This window comes from Tenacibaculum pelagium (assembly GCF_014062345.1).
GTDB classification, from domain to species: Bacteria; Bacteroidota; Bacteroidia; order Flavobacteriales; family Flavobacteriaceae; genus Polaribacter; species Polaribacter pelagius.
Map to the genome: position 1 here is coordinate 852571 of NZ_JACGLS010000001.1, position 24118 is coordinate 876688.

At 30.9% G+C, this 24118-nt stretch carries 23 protein-coding genes; 12 read left to right on the top strand and 11 right to left on the bottom strand.

Features of this window, described 5'->3' with window-relative positions:
- Positions 1-18: 18 nt before the first annotated feature.
- A complete protein-coding gene (locus tag H3Z83_RS04090) occupies positions 19-966 on the bottom strand; it encodes a hypothetical protein (protein WP_182124188.1) in 948 nt (315 codons plus the stop codon).
- 68 nt (positions 967-1034) lie between these two features.
- Positions 1035-2999 carry a YgiQ family radical SAM protein gene (locus tag H3Z83_RS04095; RefSeq protein WP_182124189.1) on the bottom strand — a complete coding sequence of 655 codons (1965 nt, stop codon included), beginning with the start codon at positions 2997-2999 and terminating at the stop codon, positions 1035-1037.
- Between the two features lie 124 nt (positions 3000-3123).
- Here H3Z83_RS04095 and H3Z83_RS04100 point away from each other — a divergent pair, with 124 nt between their 5' ends.
- The gene (locus H3Z83_RS04100) at positions 3124-4983 is read left to right on the top strand and encodes a M61 family metallopeptidase (protein WP_182124190.1); all 1860 of its coding nucleotides are present in this window, start codon (positions 3124-3126) and stop codon (positions 4981-4983) included.
- 50 nt (positions 4984-5033) lie between these two features.
- Here H3Z83_RS04100 and H3Z83_RS04105 read toward each other — a convergent pair whose 3' ends face one another.
- The gene (locus H3Z83_RS04105; RefSeq protein WP_182124191.1) at positions 5034-5771 is read right to left on the bottom strand and encodes a DJ-1/PfpI family protein; all 738 of its coding nucleotides are present in this window, start codon (positions 5769-5771) and stop codon (positions 5034-5036) included.
- 90 nt (positions 5772-5861) lie between these two features.
- On the opposite strand from H3Z83_RS04105, the gene H3Z83_RS04110 reads away from it, so the two are divergent.
- Together H3Z83_RS04110 and H3Z83_RS04115 are read left to right on the top strand one after the other, a co-directional pair.
- The gene (locus tag H3Z83_RS04110; protein ID WP_182124192.1) at positions 5862-7778 is read left to right on the top strand and encodes a CocE/NonD family hydrolase; all 1917 of its coding nucleotides are present in this window, start codon (positions 5862-5864) and stop codon (positions 7776-7778) included.
- Between the two features lie 34 nt (positions 7779-7812).
- The gene (locus H3Z83_RS04115) at positions 7813-8499 is read left to right on the top strand and encodes a hypothetical protein (RefSeq protein ID WP_182124193.1); all 687 of its coding nucleotides are present in this window, start codon (positions 7813-7815) and stop codon (positions 8497-8499) included.
- A 7-nt stretch (positions 8500-8506) separates the two neighbouring features.
- On the opposite strand, the gene aat is transcribed toward H3Z83_RS04115, so the two are convergent.
- Together aat and H3Z83_RS04125 are read right to left on the bottom strand one after the other, a co-directional pair.
- Positions 8507-9130 carry a leucyl/phenylalanyl-tRNA--protein transferase gene (gene aat / locus H3Z83_RS04120; RefSeq protein WP_182124194.1) on the bottom strand — a complete coding sequence of 208 codons (624 nt, stop codon included), beginning with the start codon at positions 9128-9130 and terminating at the stop codon, positions 8507-8509.
- Between the two features lies 1 nt (position 9131).
- Positions 9132-10511: a short-chain fatty acid transporter gene (locus H3Z83_RS04125; RefSeq protein WP_182124195.1), complete on the bottom strand. Its 1380-nt coding sequence runs from the start codon at positions 10509-10511 to the stop codon at positions 9132-9134.
- A 99-nt stretch (positions 10512-10610) separates the two neighbouring features.
- Here H3Z83_RS04125 and H3Z83_RS04130 point away from each other — a divergent pair, with 99 nt between their 5' ends.
- The 3 genes from H3Z83_RS04130 to H3Z83_RS04140 all read left to right on the top strand — a co-directional run bounded on the left by H3Z83_RS04130 (position 10611) and on the right by H3Z83_RS04140 (position 13134).
- Positions 10611-12167, top strand: a complete 1557-nt coding sequence (locus H3Z83_RS04130; RefSeq protein WP_182124196.1) for an NAD(P)/FAD-dependent oxidoreductase — start codon at positions 10611-10613, stop codon at positions 12165-12167.
- 75 nt (positions 12168-12242) lie between these two features.
- Positions 12243-12875 carry a YqaA family protein gene (locus H3Z83_RS04135; RefSeq protein ID WP_182124197.1) on the top strand — a complete coding sequence of 211 codons (633 nt, stop codon included), beginning with the start codon at positions 12243-12245 and terminating at the stop codon, positions 12873-12875.
- Positions 12876-12894: 19 nt separating this feature from the next.
- Entirely contained in the window at positions 12895-13134 is a 240-nt protein-coding gene (locus tag H3Z83_RS04140) for a DUF1456 family protein (RefSeq protein ID WP_182124198.1), read from the top strand.
- A gap of 228 nt (positions 13135-13362) precedes the next feature.
- Here the strand turns inward: H3Z83_RS04140 and H3Z83_RS04145 are convergent, their stop codons facing one another.
- Positions 13363-13728 (bottom strand): DUF3127 domain-containing protein, encoded by a 366-nt coding sequence (locus tag H3Z83_RS04145; protein ID WP_182124199.1) that lies wholly within the window; start codon positions 13726-13728, stop codon positions 13363-13365.
- A gap of 8 nt (positions 13729-13736) precedes the next feature.
- Entirely contained in the window at positions 13737-14597 is an 861-nt protein-coding gene (locus tag H3Z83_RS04150) for a flavin reductase family protein (RefSeq protein WP_182124200.1), read from the bottom strand.
- A gap of 75 nt (positions 14598-14672) precedes the next feature.
- Between H3Z83_RS04150 and H3Z83_RS04155 the strand changes: the two genes are divergently transcribed.
- A complete protein-coding gene (locus H3Z83_RS04155) occupies positions 14673-15821 on the top strand; it encodes a sensor histidine kinase (RefSeq protein ID WP_182124201.1) in 1149 nt (382 codons plus the stop codon).
- Here H3Z83_RS04155 and H3Z83_RS04160 read toward each other — a convergent pair.
- From H3Z83_RS04160 to greA, 3 genes are all read right to left on the bottom strand, one after another.
- A complete protein-coding gene (locus tag H3Z83_RS04160) occupies positions 15818-16252 on the bottom strand; it encodes a hypothetical protein (RefSeq protein WP_182124202.1) in 435 nt (144 codons plus the stop codon). The two genes, H3Z83_RS04155 and H3Z83_RS04160, sit on opposite strands and share 4 nt — an antisense overlap.
- A 12-nt stretch (positions 16253-16264) precedes the next feature.
- Entirely contained in the window at positions 16265-16657 is a 393-nt protein-coding gene (locus H3Z83_RS04165) for an HIT family protein (RefSeq protein ID WP_182124203.1), read from the bottom strand.
- A gap of 79 nt (positions 16658-16736) precedes the next feature.
- The gene (gene greA, locus H3Z83_RS04170) at positions 16737-17210 is read right to left on the bottom strand and encodes a transcription elongation factor GreA (protein WP_182124204.1); all 474 of its coding nucleotides are present in this window, start codon (positions 17208-17210) and stop codon (positions 16737-16739) included.
- A gap of 111 nt (positions 17211-17321) precedes the next feature.
- Between greA and H3Z83_RS04175 the strand changes: the two genes are divergently transcribed.
- From H3Z83_RS04175 to H3Z83_RS04195, 5 genes are all read left to right on the top strand, one after another.
- Positions 17322-17753 (top strand): phosphoribosylaminoimidazole carboxylase, encoded by a 432-nt coding sequence (locus H3Z83_RS04175; RefSeq protein ID WP_182124205.1) that lies wholly within the window; start codon positions 17322-17324, stop codon positions 17751-17753.
- Between the two features lie 68 nt (positions 17754-17821).
- The gene (locus H3Z83_RS04180) at positions 17822-18979 is read left to right on the top strand and encodes a 5-(carboxyamino)imidazole ribonucleotide synthase (RefSeq protein WP_182124206.1); all 1158 of its coding nucleotides are present in this window, start codon (positions 17822-17824) and stop codon (positions 18977-18979) included.
- A gap of 2 nt (positions 18980-18981) precedes the next feature.
- Entirely contained in the window at positions 18982-19461 is a 480-nt protein-coding gene (purE, locus tag H3Z83_RS04185; RefSeq protein ID WP_182124207.1) for a 5-(carboxyamino)imidazole ribonucleotide mutase, read from the top strand.
- Positions 19462-19532: 71 nt separating this feature from the next.
- Entirely contained in the window at positions 19533-21566 is a 2034-nt protein-coding gene (locus tag H3Z83_RS04190; RefSeq protein WP_182124208.1) for a M3 family metallopeptidase, read from the top strand.
- A gap of 55 nt (positions 21567-21621) precedes the next feature.
- Entirely contained in the window at positions 21622-22833 is a 1212-nt protein-coding gene (locus tag H3Z83_RS04195; protein WP_182124209.1) for a carboxypeptidase-like regulatory domain-containing protein, read from the top strand.
- Here the strand turns inward: H3Z83_RS04195 and H3Z83_RS04200 are convergent.
- Entirely contained in the window at positions 22830-24059 is a 1230-nt protein-coding gene (locus H3Z83_RS04200; RefSeq protein ID WP_182124210.1) for a glycosyltransferase family 4 protein, read from the bottom strand. The genes H3Z83_RS04195 and H3Z83_RS04200 overlap by 4 nt on opposite strands.
- Positions 24060-24118 lie beyond the last annotated feature (59 nt).

A 24118-nucleotide genomic window follows, 5' to 3' on the forward strand; every position in this document is an offset into this window, starting at 1 on the left:
AGTTTGTTTACAGAACTATTACAGTTCTTTAATTTCTTTTTCAATCACTTCAAGTTCTCTAAGGTAAAAGGAATATTGATTTAATTCTTTTTCATCTACGTTTCTACCGAAAGAAGTTAAGTTTTTACGAACATTAAATAGTTTCTTTGAAAAAGCAGCAAGTAATTCTTTTGAATCCCTATCTTTTAAGTCAGACGCTAAAGTTATTTTTTTTATTTTGTTTTTTTGAAAAATAAAAACACTTAATCCAAGTAATAATATAAAAAAACTCAATACCCCAAGTTTAAAAGTTGTATTTTCTTGGTGATGAATTTTGTTTTGAAGATTCAATTTATCCTTTTTTAAAAGAGAAATTTCTTTATCTTTTTCTGTACTTAAATAACTGTATCTATCTGCTTTCTTATTAATCTCAGTATTTTTTTCAATTAATTCGTTTTTTAAATCAACATACTTTTTAAAATAACTGTTATTTTTTTTATTTAAGTTTAAATTCAAAACTGTCTCCAGAGTTCTTAATTTAAGATCACTATTTTCTAATTCAAACGCATAATCAAAAGCTTCTATTGCGTGTTTTTTAGCTAAATTATAATTAGCTGTTTTTTGATAATAATTACTAATATTTAGATGTATTGAACTTAACTTTGTAATGTTATTAAGTTTCTCTCTAATACGTAAAGCTTCTTTATATTTTTTTATAAGCCCCTTTGGTTTCCTCAAAGCTAAACTACTTACAGCATACCCTTCTAGTAAGTCAGCATAATCTTCAGTGTGTTTAAATTCAACATCAGCTATTTTTAAAATAAGTTTAAAATCTCTAATAGCTCTTTCGTGCTTATTTTCTTTTTGAGCTGAAAGACCTTGCTTTATCATCTCTTTTAAACCCCAAAATTCAGTATTAGCTTCCTTTTTCTCCTGACTAAAAACAGCATTAGAGATCAACAAAAAATAAAATAATATATGTCGCATTTTATCATAACAAATTAACTTTAAAAATAGTTATTTAAAGCTTATCATTAAAAAAATGAATGATTTAATTACCTCCTTCTTTTCTTAAATCCTTTTCCTTTCGATTTATTTCTAGAACCTTTAGATTTCGGGTTAAAAGCAGTTACCGTATCATCAAAAGTATTTTTAGCTTTACCAGCTTTATTTTTCTTCCATGAATTATCTTCAGGTAATAACTTTTTTAGCAAGTCATTACGTCCAACTTTAGTAAGCGTATCTTTAATCCATTTTCTATTTTCCTTTTTATACCAAAAGAAAAAACGATGTTGTTCTTCTTTTTCTTTAGCTGTTTTAGGAGTTTTAGTTGGTTTTAAAGTATATGGATGATATCCACTATAATAAATCACCGTAGCAACAGTCATAGGTGTTGGCGTAAACCCTTGCACCTGCTCTAACTGAAACCCCATATCTTTAGTTTCAGCAGCTAAATTTGCCATATCTTCTTTTTCACAAGCTGGGTGACTCGATATAAAATATGGTATTAATTGTAGCTTTAATTTCTTCTTTATATTAATACGATCAAACCTATCTTTAAACATATGGAAATATTTAAAAGAAGGCTTACGCATTAATTTTAAAACAGGATCAGAAGTATGTTCTGGAGCTACTTTTAAACGTCCAGAAACATGATTTGTCATTACCTCTTCCGTATATGCATCTAATTCCTTTGGATCCGCGTTTTTATTAAACTCTGGTACTAACATATCATGTCGAATTCCACTTCCTATAAATGATTTTTTCACTTTTGGATGCGCATCTACAGCTTGATATAATTTTGTTAAAGGCTTATGGGAGGTATCTAAATTACTACATATTACTGGCGATATACAAGATGGTGCTACACATTTATCACAGATAGACTGTATTTTACCTTTCATCTTATACATATTCGCAGAAGGTCCACCAATATCAGATAAATAGCCCTTAAAATCGTCCATTTGCGCAACAGCATCCACCTCTTTCAATACAGATTCTTGACTACGACTTGCTATAAACTTTCCTTGGTGCGCAGAAATGGTACAAAAACTACATCCTCCAAAACATCCACGGTGAATGTTTATAGAAAACTTAATCATTTCAAACGCTGGAATTGGTCCTCGTTTATTGTATTTTGGATGAGGTAAACGTGTAAATGGCAAATCGAAAGAAGCATCTATTTCTTCTTCCGTCATCGTAGGAAATGGCGGATTGATCATCAATTTCTTATCTCCAACTTGCTGAAAAATACGACGTGCAAATAATTTGTTAGACTCCTGCTCTATTACCTTAAAGTTAGAGGCAAACGTCTTTTTATCCTTTAAACAAGCTTCATGAGAATTAATCTCAACATCTTGCCAATTTTTATTCTTCGGAATCTTCTCTCCATCCTGAACAAAAACAGCAGTTTGTTTAATTGTTTTTAAACTCGAAAACGGAACTCCTTTTTGTAACAACTCAACAATCTCTCGTAAAGGTTGCTCACCCATTCCATAAACCAACATATCTGCTTTGGAAGTTTCTAAAATTGTTGGCAATAATTTATCCGACCAATAATCGTAATGTGTAACACGACGCAACGAAGCTTCAATACCTCCAATTAAAACAGGTACATCTGGAAATTTTTCTTTTAATATTTTCGAATATACAGAAGTTGCATAATCAGGTCTAAACCCTTTATCTCCATTTGGTGTATATGCATCTTTGTCTCTACGACGTTTACTTGCGGTATAATTACTCACCATCGGATCCATACAACCACCTGTAACAGCAAAAAACAAACGAGGTCTCCCTAATTTCTCAAAATCCTGTAAATTATCGTTTACACTAGGTTGCGGTACAATTGCTACTTTTAATCCGTAACTCTCTAATATACGTCCAATTACTGCAGGACCAAATGATGGATGATCTACATATGCATCTCCACTAAAAAGAATTACATCTAATTCTTCCCATCCTCTTAACTTAACCTCCTTATTTGTAGTAGGTAACCAATCTGAAACTCGTCTTATTCTCATGCCGCTGCAAAGGTACAACGTTTTAACGTAGGTTGTATCTCTTAAAAAGATGTTAAATATGTTACATAGTTTGTAACAAATCGTCTTTAATCAGTACAAATACTAGAAACTAATAAATCACATCATGAAAAAAATAATTGTAGCTATTGCTGCTATTGCTGTTTTAGGAAGTTGTTCCTCTTCTAAAAACTTAACAAAAGAAACTCCTTTAATCGAAACAACTATCGACATTAATAATGTTATAGATGATAAGGTAACTGTAGAAGTTAATCCTAATAAAATTAAAGAAGCTGCTATCGTTTATAACATTCCTGCAATTGTTCCAGGAACGTATGCAATGAGTAATTACGGACAATTTGTGTCTAACTTTAAAGCTTTTGATTATGATGGAAATGAATTAACTGTTGAAAAACTAGATCAAAATTCTTGGAAAATTAACAACGCCACAAAAATGGATAAGTTATCATACCAAGTAGATGACACTTTTGATTCTGAAGTAAAACACGGAATTTATGTAATGGCAGGCACAAACATAGAAAAAGATAAAAACTTCTTTTTAAATCTTCCTGGTTTTGTAGGATACTTTACTGGAAAGAAAGAAACGCCTTATAAAATTAATGTTTTACATCCTGAAAACCTATACGAAACTACTTCTTTAATTAATAAAAACACAACTAAAGAAGACAATACTAAAGATGTATTTGTAGCTTCTAGATACGATGAAATTTCTGACAACCCAATTATGTACGCTCCATTAAACAACGTAAGTTTTAATGTAGATGGAATTGATGTTACCTTAGCGGTATACTCTCCTAACGGAGTGCACTCTGCAAAAGATATGGAGGCTGACTTAAAGAAAATGGTGCAAGCACAAAGTAACTTTTTAAAAGGTTTTAAAACTACCAAAGAGTATAATATTTTATTATATCTATTTGATCCAGCAGTATACAAATGGCAAAGTTTTGGTGCTTTAGAACACTTATCTTCAACTACTGTTGTATATCCTGAATCATATTCTAAAAAGCAATTAGCTGATGGAATGATTAACGGAACTGTATCTCATGAATTTTTCCATATTGTATCTCCTTTATCAGTACATTCTGAAGAGATTCACAATTTTAATTTTAACGAGCCTGATATGTCTAAACACTTATGGATGTATGAAGGAATTACAGAATACTTTGCTAATTTATTTCAAGTAAATCAAGATTTAATTACTCCAGAGCAGTTTATCACTAAAATGCAAGGAAAAATTGCTACTTCTAAACGTTTTAAAGACGATATGTCTTTTACCGAAATGAGTAAAAATATTTTAGATAAAGAATATGCTTCTAACTATTCTAATGTATACATGAAAGGGGCATTAATAGGAATGTGTTTAGATATTATTTTACGAGAAGAAACTAAAGGAACTTATGGCTTAGTTGATTTAATGAGAGATTTATCAAACAAATATGGAGCGCATAAACCTTTTAAAGACGATGAAATCATTGCAGAAATTGTAAAAATGACAAACCCTAAAGTTGGAGCATTTTTCGCAAACCACGTAGAAGGAAGCACACCAATTGATTATTCTGTTTATTTTGATAAAGTTGGAATTAAAAAAGAAACAAATACAACTAATTCAGCATATTTTATTGATGCTAAAGGACAACCTTTTATTTCTGTAAATAGTGATAAAAAAATCTTCTTTACTCCAAGAACAAATACCGCTTTAACTGCTTTAGGTATTAAATCTGGAGATGTTTTAGAATCTGTAAATGGAGAAAAAGTATCTTTAGCAAATGCTCGTCCAATTATAGGAAAAACGATGCAATGGAAAGCTGGAGATAAAATTGCTATGGAAGTTACCAGAGATGGGAACTTAGTAAAATTAGAAGGTGATTTTACACAACCTAATTATGAAAGCTCTGCTTTAGTAATTGAAGAATTACCTGCAACTGATGCTAAAGTAATTTTAAGAAATGCTTGGTTAAAGAACTAAACCAGTTTAGTATAAAAACGAAAAAGGCAACCAAATGGTTGCCTTTTTTATTAGTCGTTTAAAATAATATTCGGAACTTTTTCTACATCCCAATCAATTACCAAACCTCCCGCGAGAGATTTTGCTATTTCTGGTCCGTATAAATACTCACATAAATATAATGCAGCTTCAAAAGATTTTGCGCCACCAGCAGAGGTAATATACTTACCATCATGAACAAACAATACATCTTTACGAATATCTAAATCAGGAAACATTGTTCTCATTTTATCAATATCACTTGGAAATGTTGTAGAAACATTTCCGTTTAAAACTCCTGCTTTTGCTAGTACAAAAGCACCATCGCAATGCGAAGTTACAAACTGTGCTTCTTTATCAACCTTTTGTACAAATTCTATTAATTGTTTGTTTTCTAAATCCGAATCTAAATGATGTTCTGCACTTGGCACTACCAAAATATCAATCTTAGGTAAACTATCTTTTAGATAATTAAAATCAGGAAGAATTCGCATTCCTTCAAAAGTAGTAATTGGTTTGTCGGTATCTGCCACTGTAAACACATTCATCGACTTGATTCCTTTTCTAAAAATAGTATGCTGAAAAATATCAAACGGAGCTGTTAATTCTGTATTAAACGTTCCATCCATTATTAAAAAAGCAACATTATATCTATTTGGTTTCAATTTTGGAAAAACCTTTTGAACTACTTCTTTTTCTACTTCTTTATTTACTTTTTTGCCGCAACTCACTAAAAGTAAAACAGCTATAAATAATACTAACCTTTTCATAAAATATAATTTGAACAGCTAAAATATCAAATATTCGTAGCAATACCGTATCAGTTTTTTATATTTACTCTTCAAACAACCAAACAAACCATGAAACGTTACTTAATCCTATTTTTCATTGCTGCATTCACTTTATTAAGCTGTTCAAAAAAAGAGACTGTAGAAACATCAAAAGAAGACACCTACGTACAAGATAATTTCAATAAGGAGGAAGTGCAAATTACCATGAGAGATGGAACGAAATTGCACACTACTATCTACTCTCCAAAAGATACTAGTAAAGTATACCCTATTTTATTACAACGTACTCCGTATAGTTGTAGACCTTATGGTGAAGACCAATTCAGAAAGAAAATTGGACCAAATCCTATTTTAATGAAAGAAGGAAATATTATTGTGTATCAAGATGTTCGTGGTCGTTGGATGAGTGAAGGCGTATATGATAATATGCGTGCTTACATTCCGAATAAAACTGAAAAACAATCGGATGAAACAACGGATACTTACGACACTATTGATTGGTTGGTTAAAAATGTAAAACACAACAATGGAAAAGTAGGTACTTGGGGAATTTCGTACCCTGGACATTACGCTACAGTTTCAACTATCGACGCGCATCCTGCTTTAAAAGCAGCATCACCTCAAGCGTCTATTGGAGATTTCTTTTTTGATGACTTTCACCATAACGGAGCATTTTTATTGAGTTATTTTAAAGCCATTTCTTTATTTGGAACATACAAGGATCAACCTACAGATTCTGCTTGGTATTCTTTTCCTGAAATGAAAACACAAGATCAATATCAGTTTTTCTTAGATAACGGTCCTTTAAAGAATTTGAACACCTATTTTCAGTATGAAAAGTTAGACACAAAGACCGCAAACAATAGTAATCGTATAGATGATTTCTTCTGGAAAGAAATTACTGAGCATCCAAATTACGACTCGGTATGGAAAAGTAAAGGTATTATTCAACACTTAAATAAAGTTCCTTCTACAGTTGCGACGATGGTTGTTGGTGGATGGTTTGATGCTGAAGATTTATATGGTCCTTTAGAAACTTATAAAAACATTGAAAAACACCAACCGAATAATTATAACACGCTGGTTTTTGGTCCTTGGGATCATGGAGGATGGTCGAGAAACAAAGTTCCTAATAAAGTGGGTAATTATTATTTTGGGGATTCTATCTCGTTAAAATTTCAAAAAAATATAGAAACTAAATTCTTTAATCATTTCTTAAAAGGTGATGGTTCTAAAAATAGTGATTTACCAGAAGCTCATGTTTTTGATACTGGTAAAAAAGAATGGAAAGGCTATCCTGTTTGGCCTCCAAAAAATATTAAAAAAGAAACTTTTTTCTTATCAGAAAATCAAGAGTTGACTACTACAAAAAAATCAGATTCTAAAATTAATTTTGTGAGCGACGTAAAACGTCCTGTACCATATTCTGAAGATATTAAAACAGTGTTTACTCCTCGTAAATACATGACCGATGATCAACGATTTGCTGCTCGTAGACCTGATGTATTAGTTTTTGAAACGGATGTTTTAACTGAAGATTTAACGCTTGCCGGAGATATATTAGCTAAATTAAATGTAGCTACTACTGGTACTGCTGCAGATTGGATTGTTAAAGTTATTGATGTACATCCGCATGATTTAAAGAATGACAATAAAGAAATGCAAACGCATCAAAAATTAAGTAATTATCATATGATGATTCGTAGTGAGGTAATGCGTGGACGTTTTAGAAATGATTTTTCTAAACCAGAACCTTTTACACCAAATAAGAAAACTGCTGTAAACATTAAATTACAAGACGTTTTTCACACTATTAAAAAAGGACACAAACTACAAATACAAGTACAAAGTACCTGGTTTCCTTTAATTGATTTGAATCCGCAAACTTATGTAGATAATATCTATAAAGCTGATGAAAAAGACTTTAAAACACAAACTCATTCTGTATTTACTGATTCGAGTATTGAATTTAATGTATTGAAATAATAGTATTATAAAGTGCCCATATTAATAACAATAAATGAAAGTAAGCATTAAAATAATTTTTCTGTTAATACTAATTAGCTTTCTTAACTGTACACAAAATACAAATGAAGAGCAATATATAGTTTATAATGATATTTTTATAGAGTTATATGGTACAGACAACCTCCATGTCCCTTTTACTCATCTTTTTAAACTCGACTCTATAACTCAAGATAGTATCCATGATAAATTTATTTTCCCAAAAAATAGACCTATTGATAATAGAAGGCTAATTGTTGGGATGCACGATTATCTAACAATGACTCAAAATTTATTCATGCTTCCTAATTATAATTTATCAACAAATAAGATAAATTATAAAATGAATAATAGAGGTGAAAAATTTAAAGATTTTGAAACAAATCTTATTAAAAAATTATATCAATTAAATAAATATCCAGAGCCTATAAGTCTTGAAAAAATAAATAACACAGGGCGTTTCGAGCTATTAAAATCCTCCGAAATAGGAAAACTAAGAGATAATAACTTTTTCAAAGAAAATATAGACAAAGTATGTTACCAAGCTAGTATAACATTATCTAAAATTGCTTTTGATGAGACTATGAAGAATGGGTGTTTCTTATATCATAAAATTGATAACGGAGGACACGGTCATCCTATTTTAATATTTTTTGTAAAAAAAATTGAGGGTAGATGGAAAATCACACATTTTATTGAATAAATCTTCCTTACAACCACTTTAAAAACTCACTCCTATCAATCTCACGAGCACCTAAACTAGCTAGGTGCTCGTTGTATACTTGACAATCGATTAATTTATAATTACATTTTTTAGCTAAATGGATAAAAGCAACCTTGCTCATATTACTTGCTTTACTAAACATACTTTCCCCACAAAATACTCCATTACCTAAATCAATTCCGTACAAACCTCCAACTAACCTATCTTCTTTCCACACTTCTATAGACTTTGCAAATCCTTGTTTGTGTAAATTAATATAGGCTTGTTGCATATCATCAGTAATCCAAGTTCCGAATTGATCATTTCTATCAATAGTTTTGCAATTAAATATCATTTCTTCAAAAGCTCTATTCTCTGTAATAGTAAAATCAGCTTTTCTTAAAACCTGTTTCATTGACTTCGATACTTTCAACTCCTCAGGAAATAACACCATTCTTTGCCAAGGCGAATACCAAACAATTGGTTCCCCTTCATTAAACCATGGAAAAATCCCGTTTTGATAAGCATATACCAGACGTTCTGATGATAAATCACCTCCTAAAGCTAGAACCCCATCTTTATTTGCTAACTCATACGGTGGAAACCATATTTCTTCTCCTAACCAAATCATATCAAAAAAGTAGTAAACCTAAAAGATAAACAGCACTACCAACAACCATTGCTATTAAAGTATAAGGCAATATTTCTTTAGCTTTTAGCTTCGTAATCCCTAACAGTGGTAAAGCCCAAAATGGTTGTAGCATATTAGTTACTTGATCTCCGTAAGCCAACGCCATAATTGCTTTAGGTAATGGCACTCCTAATTGCAAAGCACTTTCTACTACAATTGGCCCTTGCACTACCCATTGCCCTCCTCCACTCGGAACAAAAATATTTACCAATCCTGCACTAAAAAAAGTAAAAATAGGTAAAGTTGTTGCAGTTGATACGGATACGAAAAAATCAGAAATTAAGGTAACCATACCTGTACTTTTCATAATTCCCATTATTCCGAAATACAACGGAAACTGAATTAAAATTCCGGAAACATCACTTATCGATTCTCCCACCGCATTGGTAAACTTTTTAAAACTACCATGAAGTATAATTCCTAATCCTAACATAAAGAAGTTTATTAAATTAGGTGTCATTTTTAATTGCTGAATATCTCCCCAATATCTGTAACTAAAAGCCACCAAAATTAATGCTCCAAAAATAAATGCTAATATTTTAGAACTATCTAATTTTTCAGCTTGAGTATTAACTTCCTCTTTGTTATTCAATCTATATTCTGGTAAATTTATTGTAGTCGGTATCGCTTTCTTTCCTAATAAATAAAACGTAGTAGTTATCGCTATAACTACTACAACAAAAATTAATAAATTCCACCAACTTAAAACTGTTTGAGAATAATCAATCACATTAGGAATTTTAGATAAAATCCCTTCTGAAGAAACGGATTGCATAATACTTTTAACATGTCCGCTTTCATTAATTTTTATCGGTGCAGAACCTGAAATCCCTCCATGCCACACCATTAAACCTACATATCCAGCAGCTCCAATAATAGGGTAATTCAATTTTATATTATTCTTTTGTGCGTGCTCAGCTACTTTACGAGCTAATAAAGCTCCGAAGATTAAACCTAGTCCCCAATTAAAAAAAGCAACAAGCATCGTAGTACAACTTACTATAGCTGCACTATTCGCCGTATTGGTGCAATACTTCGTTACTCTTAAAATTAAATTACTCACAGGTTTACTTAACACTAATACATGCCCTAAAACCAATATTAACATCATTTGATAGGCGAATACCAACAACCCATTAGACCAAATTCCGTTTTCCCAAAACTTTAAAACATCTAAAGAATAAGCTCCGATTGAAACATCAATAGGTTTCGTAAAAATTAAAGCTAAAATTAATGTGGTTAAAGTAAGTAGAATCGCGATTGTAAAAGGTGATGGTAAGTATTTTTTAAATACGTTTTCAATAACCTGAGTAATCTTCATAAAACAAAGTTTGTTTCGCTAAAATAAACAAATCATACTAACCTCTTACTATTTAAAATCTCTCATAACGAATACATCAAAATTACCTAGCTTTGCAGCATGGTAAAAGAACTTCAACTACGTGTAAATTTAATAGAAGAAAAGAAAGAAGATATCTTAAAAAAGAAAGCTTCTAAAAAGTTAGGAATATCATTTGCTGATATTACTGCTATTAAAGTACTTCGTAAATCTATTGATGCTCGTAAAAAAGACGTTGTTTTTAACTACAAGGTTGCTGTTTATATAAACGAACCAATTCCTGACACACCAGATTATATATTTGAATACAAAGATGTATCTAATGCCAAAGAGATTCATATCGTTGGTTTTGGTCCTGCTGGTATGTACGCAGCCCTTCGTTGTATCGAATTAGGTTACAAACCTATTGTTTTAGAACGTGGTAAAAATGTGCAAGATCGTCGTAGAGATTTACGTGCAATCAACCAATTTCACGATGTTAATGAAGATTCTAATTATTGTTTTGGTGAAGGTGGTGCAGGAACCTATTCAGACGGAAAATTATATACACGTAGTTTAAAACGTGGTGATGTTCGTAGAATATTTGAAAACCTAGTGTATCATGGAGCTACCGAACAAATTTTAATTGATGCGCATCCACATATTGGGACGAATAAATTGCCGAAAATTATTCAAAACATTCGCGAGAACATTTTAAAATACGGAGGTGAAATTCATTTTGATACTCGTGTTACTGATTTTGTAATTAAAAACAATAAACTACAAGCAATACAATTACAAAACGGAACCGAAATGACCGTGAATTCCGTGATTTTAGCTACTGGGCATTCAGCTAGAGATATCTATGAACTATTACATAGAAAAGATATTTTACTAAAAGCAAAATCATTTGCTATGGGAGTTCGTGTAGAGCACCCTCAACAAATTATAGATCAAATTCAATATAGTTGTTCAGGAGAAAGAGATGAATTGTTACCAGCTGCAGCTTATAGCTTGGTGCACCAAGTTGGCAATCGCGGAGTCTATTCTTTTTGTATGTGCCCAGGTGGATTTATAGTTCCTGCTGCAACTGCAAACGGAGAAGTTGTTGTAAATGGAATGTCTCCTTCTCGTCGTAATAACAAATTTGCTAATTCTGGAATTGTTGTTGAAATTAATGTAGATAAAGACATTCCTAAATATGAAAAACATGGAGTATTAAAAGGACTCCAATATCAAAAGGATTTAGAAAAATTAGCTTTTAATGCTGGAGGTAGAAGCCAAGTAGCTCCTGCCCAACGTTTAACTGATTTTGTAGAAGGACGATTATCTTTATCTTTAAATGAAACCTCTTATCAACCAGGGCTAAACTCTTCTCCAATGCACTCATTACTTCCAAAATTAATTGGTAGTAGATTACGTAAAGGATTTGCTGCATTTGGTAAAAAAATGCACGGATATTATACTGCTGAAGCTAATATTATAGGTGTTGAATCTCGTACCTCATCACCTGTAAATATTCCTAGAAAAGAAAACTTAGAGCATCCACAAATTGAAGGATTATTTCCTTGTGGCGAAGGTGGTGGTTATGCTGGTGGAATTATTTCTGCTGCTATGGATGGAGAGCGATGTGCAGAAGCTGCCATTGCTAAATTATAATTCACACTTTATTATTAGTGTATTTTCTATTTACCTTGTATTTTTGCAGTTCCAAAAAACGGAAGTTTTTTAGCAATGAGTAAAAAAATTAAGAAAAATAAAAAGAGAATAGACAAACCTCATCATAAACGTTTGCATAATTATTACAAACGCACAGGGTTTTATATGTTCATTTGGGAAAGTCTTAAAAAAGCTTTTTGGCCAATAGTAGCCGTAGTTGTAGGGTTAATTTTGTTTAACAAATATGTTTACAATATTAATGATGGTTTAACGGCTATGACTGAAACTTTTTCGAGAGTAGGAGTTTTAATCACTTTCTTTATCTCTGAAACTATTTTAGGGTTAATTCCGCCAGAGATTTTTATTGCTTGGTCTAAAAAGACAGCTGATCCTATTTTAAATCTTGCAATTTTGGCAACTTTATCATACTTAGGCGGATTAACAGCTTATTTTATTGGTAGAGCTTCTTTAAAGATTAACTCTGTAAAGAACTACCTAGAAGTAAAAATGGCTAAGAATTTAAAAAACACCAGTAAATGGGGTGGTTTTTTAATTCTAGTAGGAGCTTTATTACCATTACCTTTTGCTATTAGTTGCTTAACAGCTGGTATGATTAAGTATCCGTTTAAAAATGTGGTTCTAGTAGGGCTATTTCGTTTTGTGCGTTTTGCTATTTATGCCTGGGCAATATTTTCAGTAGTTAACTAAATCAATTATATTTACGAATATGGGATTAACAAACAACGATGTTTTTAAAAAATTAAGAGTAGCACATAAATTACGTGATACGGATATTATTGATATTTGTAAATTGGTAGACTTTAAAGTTACTAAAAGTGAACTAGGTGCTATCTTTAGAAAAGAAGATCATCCGAAATATATGGAATGTGGCGATCAGTTTTTAAGAAACTTTTTAAATGGACTGATAATTCAACTTCGTGGACCAATGCCTAAAAAGGAAAAATAAAAAGATATTATACTTACTATAAATAAAAAACCTTCTGATAAAAATCAGAAGGTTTTATTTTTCCCCTTAAATTCCTCTTCCAGCGACTAAACTGGTCGATGATACTACAAATCTACATTGAACAAATAGATCTAAAAAGGGGATATCCGCAGAAAAAAGTGTGTATTTCCGCAAAATAAAAAAAGAGAGCAAATTGCTCTCTTTTTTGTTTTATAAATTTCCCTTTTACTAGAAAGGTAAATCGTCTGGCTCGTTAGCAGATAAATCTGGAGCTGGTTGAAATTGATCAACTGGTGGCATGTTTTGAGGAGCCGCTTGAGATAAGTTCTCAATTCTCCATCCTTGTACAGAGTTAAAGTACTTTGCAACACCTTCTGGGTTAATCCATTCTCTACCTCTTAAATTGATCGAAACCTTTACGTCTTGTCCAACAGCATAATTATTTAAAATATCACATTTATCCTGTACAAACTCAATCATAATCATTTGTGGATATTGCTCATCAGTAGTAACTACCATTTCGCGTTTTCTAAATCCACTAGCACCAAACGTTTGTGTTTCGTTAATTAATTTAATCTTCCCAATAACTTCCATATTCTTAACTATTTAATTAAAAGTACTTTCCAAGCACTTTCTACATCATTATTCTTTAAATACTCTTGTGCAAATGTATGTTTTTTTTCAGTTGAAAGCGAAACATATTCTGGATGTTCTTTCGCAAAGTTATCAACAACTTCTTGACCTGGAAGCTCTTCAACATTTCCTAACATTCCTAAATTATTCCCTGTTAAAACAGTACTATTTTTAATTTCATGTGGAATACTGTCTACTCCCATTCCTAACGTCGAGATTGGCTTTGGTATTTCGAAAAACCCATTGCGTGCTCTCGAATAAAAACTACCTCCTGCTCTCGCCACTAAATCAATTTTATATTGATCTATGCTTCCATCTTCAGCAATAATAGCTTCGTTAATATGTAACTTAACAACTTCGCAAACAATTAAATTCCCAGCTCCTCCTTCAGTTCCTGTATAAATAATATCGGTTACTTTACACTCAAATTGCACTGGTGATTCTGCTACTCTAAAAGGTTTTACTTTATCTGAAGGTAACATTGTTAATCCTGCTTTTTCAAACTCATTAACTCCTTTTGGATACATAGTGCTACTTAACGACATTTGCTGTACAATATCGTAATTCACTACATTAATTACCACCTCTCTTGTATCCTCTGCATTATCTAATGTATGCTTCGTTTTATTTCCTCGTACACTTCGTGCTGGAGAAAAAATCATCATTGGTGGATTCGCTCCAAATACGTTAAAGAAACTAAATGGAGACAAGTTTGGGTTCCCATCTGAATCTATCGTACTAGCAAAAGCAATTGGTCTTGGAGCAATAGCTCCTAATAAATAACCATGTAATTTTCCAACAGGTAAATCTTTTGGATCAAGTGATAACATACTCTATTATTTTAATGTAAATATACTACGGTTTTACAAAATAAGTTATTGTACAGAATAGTTTATATTTGACTAATGACATTTTTTAAGAATACTTATTGGATAAAACGGATTGCTATTATTATATCCTTATTAATTGTTTCATTCATTTTATGGAACACCTATATATTCTTTCAAAAATTTAAACAAGAAGAAAGGGGTAAAATAGAAATTTTCGCTGCTGCTTTTAAAGAACTAGCTTCAAATTCTGACTTAAACGAGAACACCAACTTAATCAACAAGGTTTATCAAACGATTGAAGATACTCCAACTATTTTAGTAAACAAAAATGGCACTATTGATTTACATAGGAATATAGATTCTCTTAAAGCTACAAATCCTAAATACCTTCAGGAGCAATTAAATATAATGAAAGCTCAAAATGAACCTATCGAAATTGAATACTTTGGAGTTACTCAATATCTTTATTATCGAAACTCAGATTTACTATATAAACTCAAGTATTATCCTTTAGCCTTATTATTAATTTTAGCCTTGTTTTTAACCATTGCTTATATGATGTACAAATCAAGTAAAGTTGCGGAACAAAATAAGTTATGGACAGGAATGGCTAAAGAAACAGCTCATCAAATAGGAACTCCACTATCTTCTTTATTAGGTTGGATTGCTATTTTAAGATCTGAGAATGTAAATGAAGAATATATTGTAGAAATCGAAAAGGATGTTGATCGATTAAGTACCATAGCCAACCGATTTTCTAAAATAGGTTCAGTTCCAAAACTAGAACAACAAAACATTGTTGATATAACCAAAAGTGCTTTTAATTATTTACAATCAAGAAGTTCTAAAAGAGTTACGTTTTCATTTACCACTTCTAAAAGTGAATTAAACAGCAATATAAACACCGAATTGTATGGTTGGGTTATTGAAAATTTGGTAAAAAATGCAATCGATGCTATGCAGGGAAAAGGAAGTATTTCTTTACAAATTCAAGAAACACCAAAACATATAAAAATTAATGTTTCTGATACTGGAAAAGGGATTGCAAAATCTCAGTTTAAACAAATCTTCACTCCTGGATTCACCACTAAAAAACGTGGCTGGGGTTTAGGTTTATCGCTTTCTAAAAGAATTATTGAAGATTACCATAAAGGTAAAATATTTGTAAAAAAATCTGAATTAGGCAAAGGAACTACTTTCGAAATTCAGTTAGAGAAGGTTTAATCATAAGTTATATTCTGTTCTATTAAAAACCAATTATCATTCAATTTAATTGGTCTTTTACAATAGTCCAAAAACTGAGGGTATTCTAATAAAATTGCTTCTTCGTCTAAAATTTTTATTAAATAGAACTTATCATCACTATCTATAAAATTATCTTTACTATTATTATTACACTGAAACTTATATACAATTCCTAGTTTTGGAAAATAATTAATTGAACATAACTTTGAACCTTTCACAGCTTTCTTAAAAATAGCAAAATGATTCTTCTTTACTATTCTAAAAACATTACCTTCTTTTAATGATTTACTAATTATGAATTCATTAATTTTCTCAAAACTTGCTGTATATTCTTTTATTCTATATATATCAGATGAACATGAATAGAAGTTCATAATCATTAATAAGAAAACTAATTTACTAAACTTCATTATAAAAAAACTCTACTTAAAATTACTAGCTATACCATTAGCCAAAGCAACAAACTCCTCATTAGTTAACTTAACCTTTTTTATAAATTGCATATCAGCCATAGTATTTATAGGAATTAAATGCACATGTACATGCGGTACTTCTAAACCTACTACACTCATACCAACACGCTCGCAAGTAATTGTTTTCTCTATTGCTTTAGCTACTCGATATGAAAAAGACATTAACCCGCTATACTCTTCTTCAGATAAATCAAATAATTTATTTTCTTCTCTTTTTGGTATCACCAACGTATGTCCTTTCGCATTCGGATTGATATCTAAAAACGCATAATAATTTTCATCTTCTGCTATTTTATAAGATGGAATTTCACCATTTACAATCTTCGTAAAAATACTTGCCATGTCTTTTCTTTTAGTCTTCAGTAAAAATAAAAAAAGCGTTGCTTCTGCAACGCTTTAATCAATAAATATTTTAATCGTATTAACGAGAAATATTAACAATCTCAAATTTCATAATTCCACTTGGAACTTGAATTTCAGCAATCTCTCCTACTTTTTTACCAAGTAAACCTTTACCTATTGGTGAATTTACTGATAGCTTACCGTTTCTAATATCTGTTTCAGAATCAGCAACTAAAGTATAAGTAAACTCCATACCATTAGCTGTATTTTTTATTTTTACGATAGAATGAATTAGTATTTTAGAAGTATCTAACTGACTCTCATCAATAATACGTGCGTTCGCAACTACATTTTTAAGTTTTGCAATCTTCGTTTCTAACAACGATTGTTCTTCTTTTGCAGCATGATATTCTGCATTTTCACTTAAATCTCCTTTATCTATCGCTTCACCAATTTCTTGAGATACTCTTGGTCTTTCAACATGCTCTAAATGCGATAACTCTTCTTTTAGTTTCTTTAGTCCTTCTGCTGTATAATATGATACTTTACTCATAACTTCTTAAATTTAAAAATCTCACGCCGTTAGGTATGAGATTGTCTTACAAATGTACAAAATATTTGTAAATTCGTTGCGTTTATCATTATAACTCAATTTAGCATCAATATGAAAAAGGTCTTTTTATTAATCATTATTTTAATATCGTTTAGCTGTAGTGATAACACTCTTGTAAATAATTGTTTTTCTAATCTTAGTTTTGATGAGCTTGTAGATTTAAGCAATCCTGAGTTTAATGCTATTTTAACGCCTGGAAACCATGTTATCACCAATGAAGGTGGTAGAAATATCTTAATTATCCATAGAGGTACTACACCAAAATATAAAGCTTTTGATTTACAATGCCCTGAAAGAAACTGCAACTCACCTATGACTTTTGATGGACTTTTCTTAAAATGCTCTTGTGATGATGTCAGGTATAATTCTCTAAGTGGATGTCCTGTTAATAATGAAGGGCAATGTAAGAATGATAACACTTGTTTTGCTTTAGAATACACCGTTCGAGAAATAAGCCAGACTTCATTGCAAATTACCCGATAATTCTAACTTAGTTTCCGATAAAAGATTCTTATTTTTGTGCTAACAACAACACACAAAAACAATTAATCTTGAAAAATTACTTTTCTTCAGATTTTAAATTGGGCGTTCTCGGTGGCGGTCAATTAGGAAGAATGCTACTTACCGAAACACAAAAACTAGATATTTACACCGTTATTTTAGACGGAAACTCTGAAGCTCCTTGTTCACAAATTTGTAATGAATTTCATCAAGGAGATTTATTAGATTTCGATACTGTTTACAACTTTGGTAAAAAAGTAGATTTACTAACTATTGAAATAGAAAATGTAAACATCGACGCTTTAGACAAGCTAGAAAAAGAAGGTTTAACTATTTATCCGAAACCATCTAGTTTAAGAATAATTCAGAATAAAGCACGACAGAAACATTTTTACACTGATAACAATATCCCAACAGCTGAGTTTAATCACTATGCATATTTAGAAGAGCTAAAACATTCGTATGAAAACGATATTATTGAGTTTCCATTCGTGTGGAAATCGGCTCAATTTGGTTATGATGGTACAGGTGTAAAAGTTGTTAGAAACTATAACGACTTACAATCATTACCTGATGGAGAATGTATAGCCGAAAAACTAATTCCTTTTAAAAACGAGTTAGCTGTAATTGTTGCCAGAAACACTGATGGTAAAGTAAAAACTTACCCAGTAGTTGAAATGGAATTTCATCCAGAAGCTAATCAGGTAGAATATGTAATTTGCCCTGCTAGAATAGATTCTCAAGTAGCTGAAAAAGCAAGAGAAATTGCATTAAAAGTTGTTAGCGACTTGGATTTTGTAGGTTTACTAGCTGTAGAAATGTTTCAAACAGTAGATGACAAAATATTAGTAAACGAAGTTGCTCCAAGAACTCATAATTCAGGGCATTATTCAATCGAAGCAAGTTATACGAATCAATTCGAACAACACTTACGTAGTATTTTAAACCTTCCGCTAGGAAACACCGAAAGTAAACTTGCTGGAATCATGGTAAACTTAGTAGGAACAGAAGGTTACACAGGTGATGTTCATTATGAGAACATTGAAGAAATTTTAAAAATTGACGGTGTAACGCCACACATTTATGGAAAGAAAACAACAAAACCTTTTCGTAAAATGGGACACGTAACTATTGTGAATAAAGATATTAATGAAGCGAGAAAAATCGCTCAACAAGTAAAAGAAACGATTAAAGTAATTAGTAAATAATTATGGTAGGAATTATAATGGGAAGTGATTCAGATCTTCCAATAATGCAAGAAGCAATTGATATTTTAGAGAGTATGGATATTCAAATAGAAGTAGATATTGTTTCTGCTCATAGAACTCCAGAAAAATTAGTTGACTACTCTAAAAATGCTCATAAACGCGGAATAAAAGTAATTATTGCTGGTGCTGGCGGAGCTGCGCATTTACCTGGAATGGTAGCAAGTATGAGTCCGCTACCAATAATCGGTGTACCTGTAAAAAGTAGAAATTCTATTGATGGTTGGGATTCTGTTTTATCTATTTTACAAATGCCTGGAGGTGTTCCTGTAGCTACTGTTGCTTTAGACGGTGCAAAAAACGCAGGGATTTTAGCAGCCCAAATAATAGGTGCATCAGATAAATGTGTGTTAGATAAAATAATCGCATATAAAGAAGGTTTAAAACTGAAAGTTGAAAAAGCTTCTGAGAGAGTAAGAAAATAACTATTTTAGTAAAATATATAATTCAAAACCTCACTTTATGTGGGGTTTTGGTAATTCTAAATTGATTTTTCATGACTAAGAATCCTTTATTACAAGATTTTAATACCGCTCCTTTTTCTAAAATAACTTCAGAACATTATAAACCAGCGATTAAAAAAGCTATTGAATTAGCGAAAGAAGAAATAAATGCTATTGCAGAAAGTACTGACACCCCTACTTTTCAGAATACTACAGAAGCATTAGACTATACTGGTGAAAAATTAGATAGAGTTACTTCAATATTTTTCAATTTAAATTCTGCTGAAACCAATTCAGAAATTCAAGAAATAGCAAAAGAAATTTCTCCTTGGTTAAGTGAATTTAAAAACGACATGATTTTAAATGAGGGTTTATTTAAAAGAGTAAAAGTTGTTTACGATCAAAAAGATTCGTTAAGCTTAACTCCGGAGCAAAACATGTTGTTAGATAAACAATACAAAGGTTTTGCAAGAAATGGAGCTAACCTAAATGATGAAGATAAAACTGAGTTACGAAAATTAGATGCAGAATTAGCAAAATTATCTTTACAGTTTGGTGAAAATGTATTGGCTGAAACCAATTCTTATGAGCTTTTATTAACCAACGAAGAAGATGTAGCTGGATTACCAGAAGGTGCAAAAGAAGCTGCAAAATCAATGGCACAACAAAAAGGACATGAAGGGTGGCTAATAACTTTAGATTACCCAAGCTATATTCCTTTTATGACCTATGCAGATAATAGAGAGTTGCGAAAAAAACTATCTATTGCTATGGGTAAAAAAGGGTTTCAAAAAAATGATTTTAACAATGAGCAAATTGTTTTAAACATCGTAAACCTTCGTCATAAAAGAGCAAATTTATTAGGTTATAAAACACATGCACATTTTGTTTTAGAAGAACGAATGGCTGAAAGTCCTAAAAAAGTATTAGAATTTTTAAATGAATTATTAGAAAAAGCAAAACCTGCGGCTAAAAAAGAGTTTGAAAATTTAGAAAACTATGCGAAAAAATTAGACGGAATTGAGCAATTACTAAAATGGGATTCTGCCTATTATTCTGAAAAATTAAAAAAGGAATTATTTAGTTTAGATCAAGAATTACTGAAACCTTATTTTAAGTTAGAGAATGTAATTGATGGTGTTTTTGAAATTTCTAGTAAACTGTTTGATTTACAATTTGAAGAAATTGACACGATTGATAAATATCATAAGGATGTAAAAACATACTCGGTAACCAACAATAAGGGTGAGTTTATTTCTTATTTCTATGCTGATTTTCATCCAAGACCAGGAAAACGAAATGGCGCGTGGATGACTTCTTATAAATCTCAACAAGTTAAAGAAGGAGTTAATGAACGTCCACAGGTATCAATCGTTTGTAACTTTACCAAACCTACAGAAACAAAGCCTTCATTATTAACTTTTAATGAGGTTACTACTCTATTCCATGAATTTGGTCATGCATTACACGGAATGTTAGCAAATACAACTTATGGAAGTTTATCAGGAACTTCTGTTTCTTGGGATTTTGTTGAATTACCAAGTCAGGTTTTAGAAAATTGGTGTTATGAAAAAGAAGCATTAGAATTATTTGCAAAACACTATGAAACTGGTGAAATGATTCCGATGGAATATGTACAAAAAATAAAAGAATCAGCAAGTTTTCATGAAGGAATGCAAACCTTACGTCAATTAAGTTTTGGTTTGTTAGATATGAGTTGGCATGGTAGCGAATCTCCTGACTCAATTACCTCTGTAAAAGAATTTGAAACAAAAGCTTTTGCTAATACACAATTATATCCTGATGTGACTGAAAACTGTATGAGTACTGCTTTTTCTCATATTTTTCAAGGAGGATATTCTGCTGGATATTATTCGTATAAATGGGCAGAAGTTTTAGATGCAGATGCTTTTGAATATTTCTTAGAAGAAGGTATTTTTAATAAAGAAATAGCAGATAAGTTTAAGAACAATGTTTTATCTAAAGGAGGAACGGAAAAGCCAATGGAACTATACAAACGTTTTAGAGGCAAAAAACCAAACTCAGATGCTTTGTTAAAACGTGCGGGGTTAATTAACAATAATTAACTTTTCTTCTTTTTCAACGATGAAATAAGTTCCTATTTTTACTAAAATTATTTTTATGAAAAAGGAACTTATTTTATTTCTATTTGCTATTACTTTTACTCTCACTACCCTCTCTCAAATAAGTGTAAAAGGAAAAATTACTTCCATAAATAATCAAAGTTTAGAAGGAGCTTCTGTGTATTTTAACAATACTACTATCGGAACTATTACTGATAGTAAAGGGTATTTCGAGTTAAATGCTCCTAATAGTAACTACAAAATGATAATTTCTTATTTAGGGTTTAAAACTAAGCAAGTATCTATAAAGAGTTCTAATGAATTTCTAACTATTAAGCTTGAAGAAGACACCACACTGTTAAACGAAGTTGTTCTTAGTAAAACAAAGTATGATGAGAATTGGAAATACAATTTAGCACGTTTTAAACAAAGCTTTTTAGGAAGATCAAAATTAGCTCAAGAATGTAAAATTTTAAACGAAAAGGATTTACATTTTGATTATAATGCTAAAACAAACACATTAACTGCCTTTGCTAAAGAACCTTTAAAAATAAAACACAATGGATTGGGATATTTAATCATCTATGATTTGGTTGATTTCACAATAAAAGATAAACAATTATTTTTTAGCGGTTATGCTCAATATAAAAACCTTAAAAAATCTGTTAGAAAAAAATGGAAACAAAATAGATTAGACGCATATAATGGTTCTCAAATGCATTTTTTAAGAAGTCTAATTGATAAAGAAATAAAACAGGAAGGTTTTGTTGTAAATCAATTTAAACGAGTTTTAAATCCTGAAAGACCTTCAGAAGAAAAAATAAAATTAGCTAAAGAGTTAGTAAAGTTGTATGGAAACAATATTGACTTTTCTAGACAAATAGCATCACCAAAAACTACTTTAGATAGTGCTTTAGTAACACTTAAAAAAAGTAGAAAACCTAAATACAGGAATTACTTATATAAAAGAAATGTTCTTTATAAAGATATGATCTCTTTTGAAAATGAACTTCATTTTTTTAACTTCAAAAATTATTTAATGGTTATTTATACAAAAGAGCCTGAAGAAGAAAATTATGTTATGGGGCTATTTGGTAAAAAAAGAGAACCCTTAAAAGTTCAAACATCCAATATTGTTTTATTAAATGGTAAAAGTATAATTGATAAAACCGGAGTTTTAGCACCAGATTCATTTTTTAATGAAGGCTATTGGGCTTTTGAAGCATTTGCTAATATGTTGCCATTAGATTATCAGCCTCTAAAGAATTAACCTCTATTCTTTTCCTCTATCCACTTACTCATGTATTTTATGGCTCGTAATGTTTGATGCTGCAATAAACTTCCAAAGAAGTTTTGAATTCTATGAGCATTTAAATTTTCTTGGAGGTTTTTAATTTGATTTATAAATGGTTGCTCTAACTTTTCTTTATCATATAATTCATTAATAATTTTTACTCCGTTTTTTTGCGCTTCTTTCCAAACATTTTCATTTGTATATAGCTCAATTGCTTTGTTAGCAAACTCCTCTAAATTATCTTCTACAAAACCATTCCAAGGTAAATCAGTATGCATTCCTTCTGCTCCAATTACAGTAGTTACACTAGGAGTTCCACAAAGCATAGCTTCGGTTAGTTTTCCTTTAATTCCTGCTCCAAATCGTAGAGGAGCTAAAACTACTTTTGCTTTTTTTACAACTTCAATAGCTTCTTCAGCAAAACCCTTTACTATAAAACCTTCTTGAGGTTTATCCAATTGTTGAATCTGTTGTGTAGCGTATGCGCCGTAAATATGTATTTCAGCTTTTGGTAATTGTTTTCGAATACTCTTCCTAATAGACTTTAACTGTAATACAGCATCAACATTAGGGGCGTGAAAAAAGTTTCCTATAAACACAAAGTGTTCTCGTTCTTCAAAAGATTTCCAATCAGCAATAGTTTTTTCATTAATTGCATTTAATAAAAAAGGAAGATGGCATAACAACTTTTCATCAATCTTAAAAACCTCTTTTAGTAACTTTACTTCGTAACTAGAAATAATTAAACTTAAATCACAACGCAAAATAGCAGCAATTTCTCTTTTTGCATCGTCTGATTGCAATAAGGCTTCATTTGTAAACTCCTCTCCTTTTTTTAATTGCTGATGACGTGTTTTACGTAAAAAATGTAAATCTTCTGTATCTAAAACTCGTAAAGATTTAGGAGAGTTTTCAGCTACACGCCAACCAAATTGTTCTTCCATCATAAAACGATCGAACAACACAATATTTGGCTTAAGGTCTTTTATAAATTCATCAAAAGAAGAAGAATTTAATTCAATAGAAACTTCTTTAATACCCAATGAAAATAAATTAATTGAATTCTCTGTTTTTTGAGCTGGAGTTGCAAAGGTTATAGCATAACCTTGTTTCTTAAAAACCTCAATCAACTGTAACATTCTGTTACCAGCACCCGTGGTTTTTTCTATCCAAACATAACCAATTATTAAAAGTGTTTTCATACAGTTTTCAAAGGTAAAACAAATCTTATCAATAATATAAATTCAATCAAAAGAGTAAA

Excerpts from the sequence above, each read along its gene's own strand:
- H3Z83_RS04090 (WP_182124188.1), bottom strand. The coding sequence starts at position 966 with ATGCGACATATATTATTTTATTTTTTGTTGATCTCTAATGCTGTTTTT.
- H3Z83_RS04095 (WP_182124189.1), bottom strand. The coding sequence starts at position 2,999 with ATGAGAATAAGACGAGTTTCAGATTGGTTACCTACTACAAATAAGGAG.
- H3Z83_RS04100 (WP_182124190.1), top strand. The coding sequence starts at position 3,124 with ATGAAAAAAATAATTGTAGCTATTGCTGCTATTGCTGTTTTAGGAAGT.
- H3Z83_RS04105 (WP_182124191.1), bottom strand. The coding sequence starts at position 5,771 with ATGAAAAGGTTAGTATTATTTATAGCTGTTTTACTTTTAGTGAGTTGC.
- H3Z83_RS04110 (WP_182124192.1), top strand. The coding sequence starts at position 5,862 with ATGAAACGTTACTTAATCCTATTTTTCATTGCTGCATTCACTTTATTA.
- H3Z83_RS04115 (WP_182124193.1), top strand. The coding sequence starts at position 7,813 with ATGAAAGTAAGCATTAAAATAATTTTTCTGTTAATACTAATTAGCTTT.
- aat (WP_182124194.1), bottom strand. The coding sequence starts at position 9,130 with ATGATTTGGTTAGGAGAAGAAATATGGTTTCCACCGTATGAGTTAGCA.
- H3Z83_RS04125 (WP_182124195.1), bottom strand. The coding sequence starts at position 10,511 with ATGAAGATTACTCAGGTTATTGAAAACGTATTTAAAAAATACTTACCA.
- H3Z83_RS04130 (WP_182124196.1), top strand. The coding sequence starts at position 10,611 with ATGGTAAAAGAACTTCAACTACGTGTAAATTTAATAGAAGAAAAGAAA.
- H3Z83_RS04135 (WP_182124197.1), top strand. The coding sequence starts at position 12,243 with ATGAGTAAAAAAATTAAGAAAAATAAAAAGAGAATAGACAAACCTCAT.
- H3Z83_RS04140 (WP_182124198.1), top strand. The coding sequence starts at position 12,895 with ATGGGATTAACAAACAACGATGTTTTTAAAAAATTAAGAGTAGCACAT.
- H3Z83_RS04145 (WP_182124199.1), bottom strand. The coding sequence starts at position 13,728 with ATGGAAGTTATTGGGAAGATTAAATTAATTAACGAAACACAAACGTTT.
- H3Z83_RS04150 (WP_182124200.1), bottom strand. The coding sequence starts at position 14,597 with ATGTTATCACTTGATCCAAAAGATTTACCTGTTGGAAAATTACATGGT.
- H3Z83_RS04155 (WP_182124201.1), top strand. The coding sequence starts at position 14,673 with ATGACATTTTTTAAGAATACTTATTGGATAAAACGGATTGCTATTATT.
- H3Z83_RS04160 (WP_182124202.1), bottom strand. The coding sequence starts at position 16,252 with ATGAAGTTTAGTAAATTAGTTTTCTTATTAATGATTATGAACTTCTAT.
- H3Z83_RS04165 (WP_182124203.1), bottom strand. The coding sequence starts at position 16,657 with ATGGCAAGTATTTTTACGAAGATTGTAAATGGTGAAATTCCATCTTAT.
- greA (WP_182124204.1), bottom strand. The coding sequence starts at position 17,210 with ATGAGTAAAGTATCATATTATACAGCAGAAGGACTAAAGAAACTAAAA.
- H3Z83_RS04175 (WP_182124205.1), top strand. The coding sequence starts at position 17,322 with ATGAAAAAGGTCTTTTTATTAATCATTATTTTAATATCGTTTAGCTGT.
- purE (WP_182124207.1), top strand. The coding sequence starts at position 18,982 with ATGGTAGGAATTATAATGGGAAGTGATTCAGATCTTCCAATAATGCAA.
- H3Z83_RS04190 (WP_182124208.1), top strand. The coding sequence starts at position 19,533 with ATGACTAAGAATCCTTTATTACAAGATTTTAATACCGCTCCTTTTTCT.
- H3Z83_RS04195 (WP_182124209.1), top strand. The coding sequence starts at position 21,622 with ATGAAAAAGGAACTTATTTTATTTCTATTTGCTATTACTTTTACTCTC.
- H3Z83_RS04200 (WP_182124210.1), bottom strand. The coding sequence starts at position 24,059 with ATGAAAACACTTTTAATAATTGGTTATGTTTGGATAGAAAAAACCACG.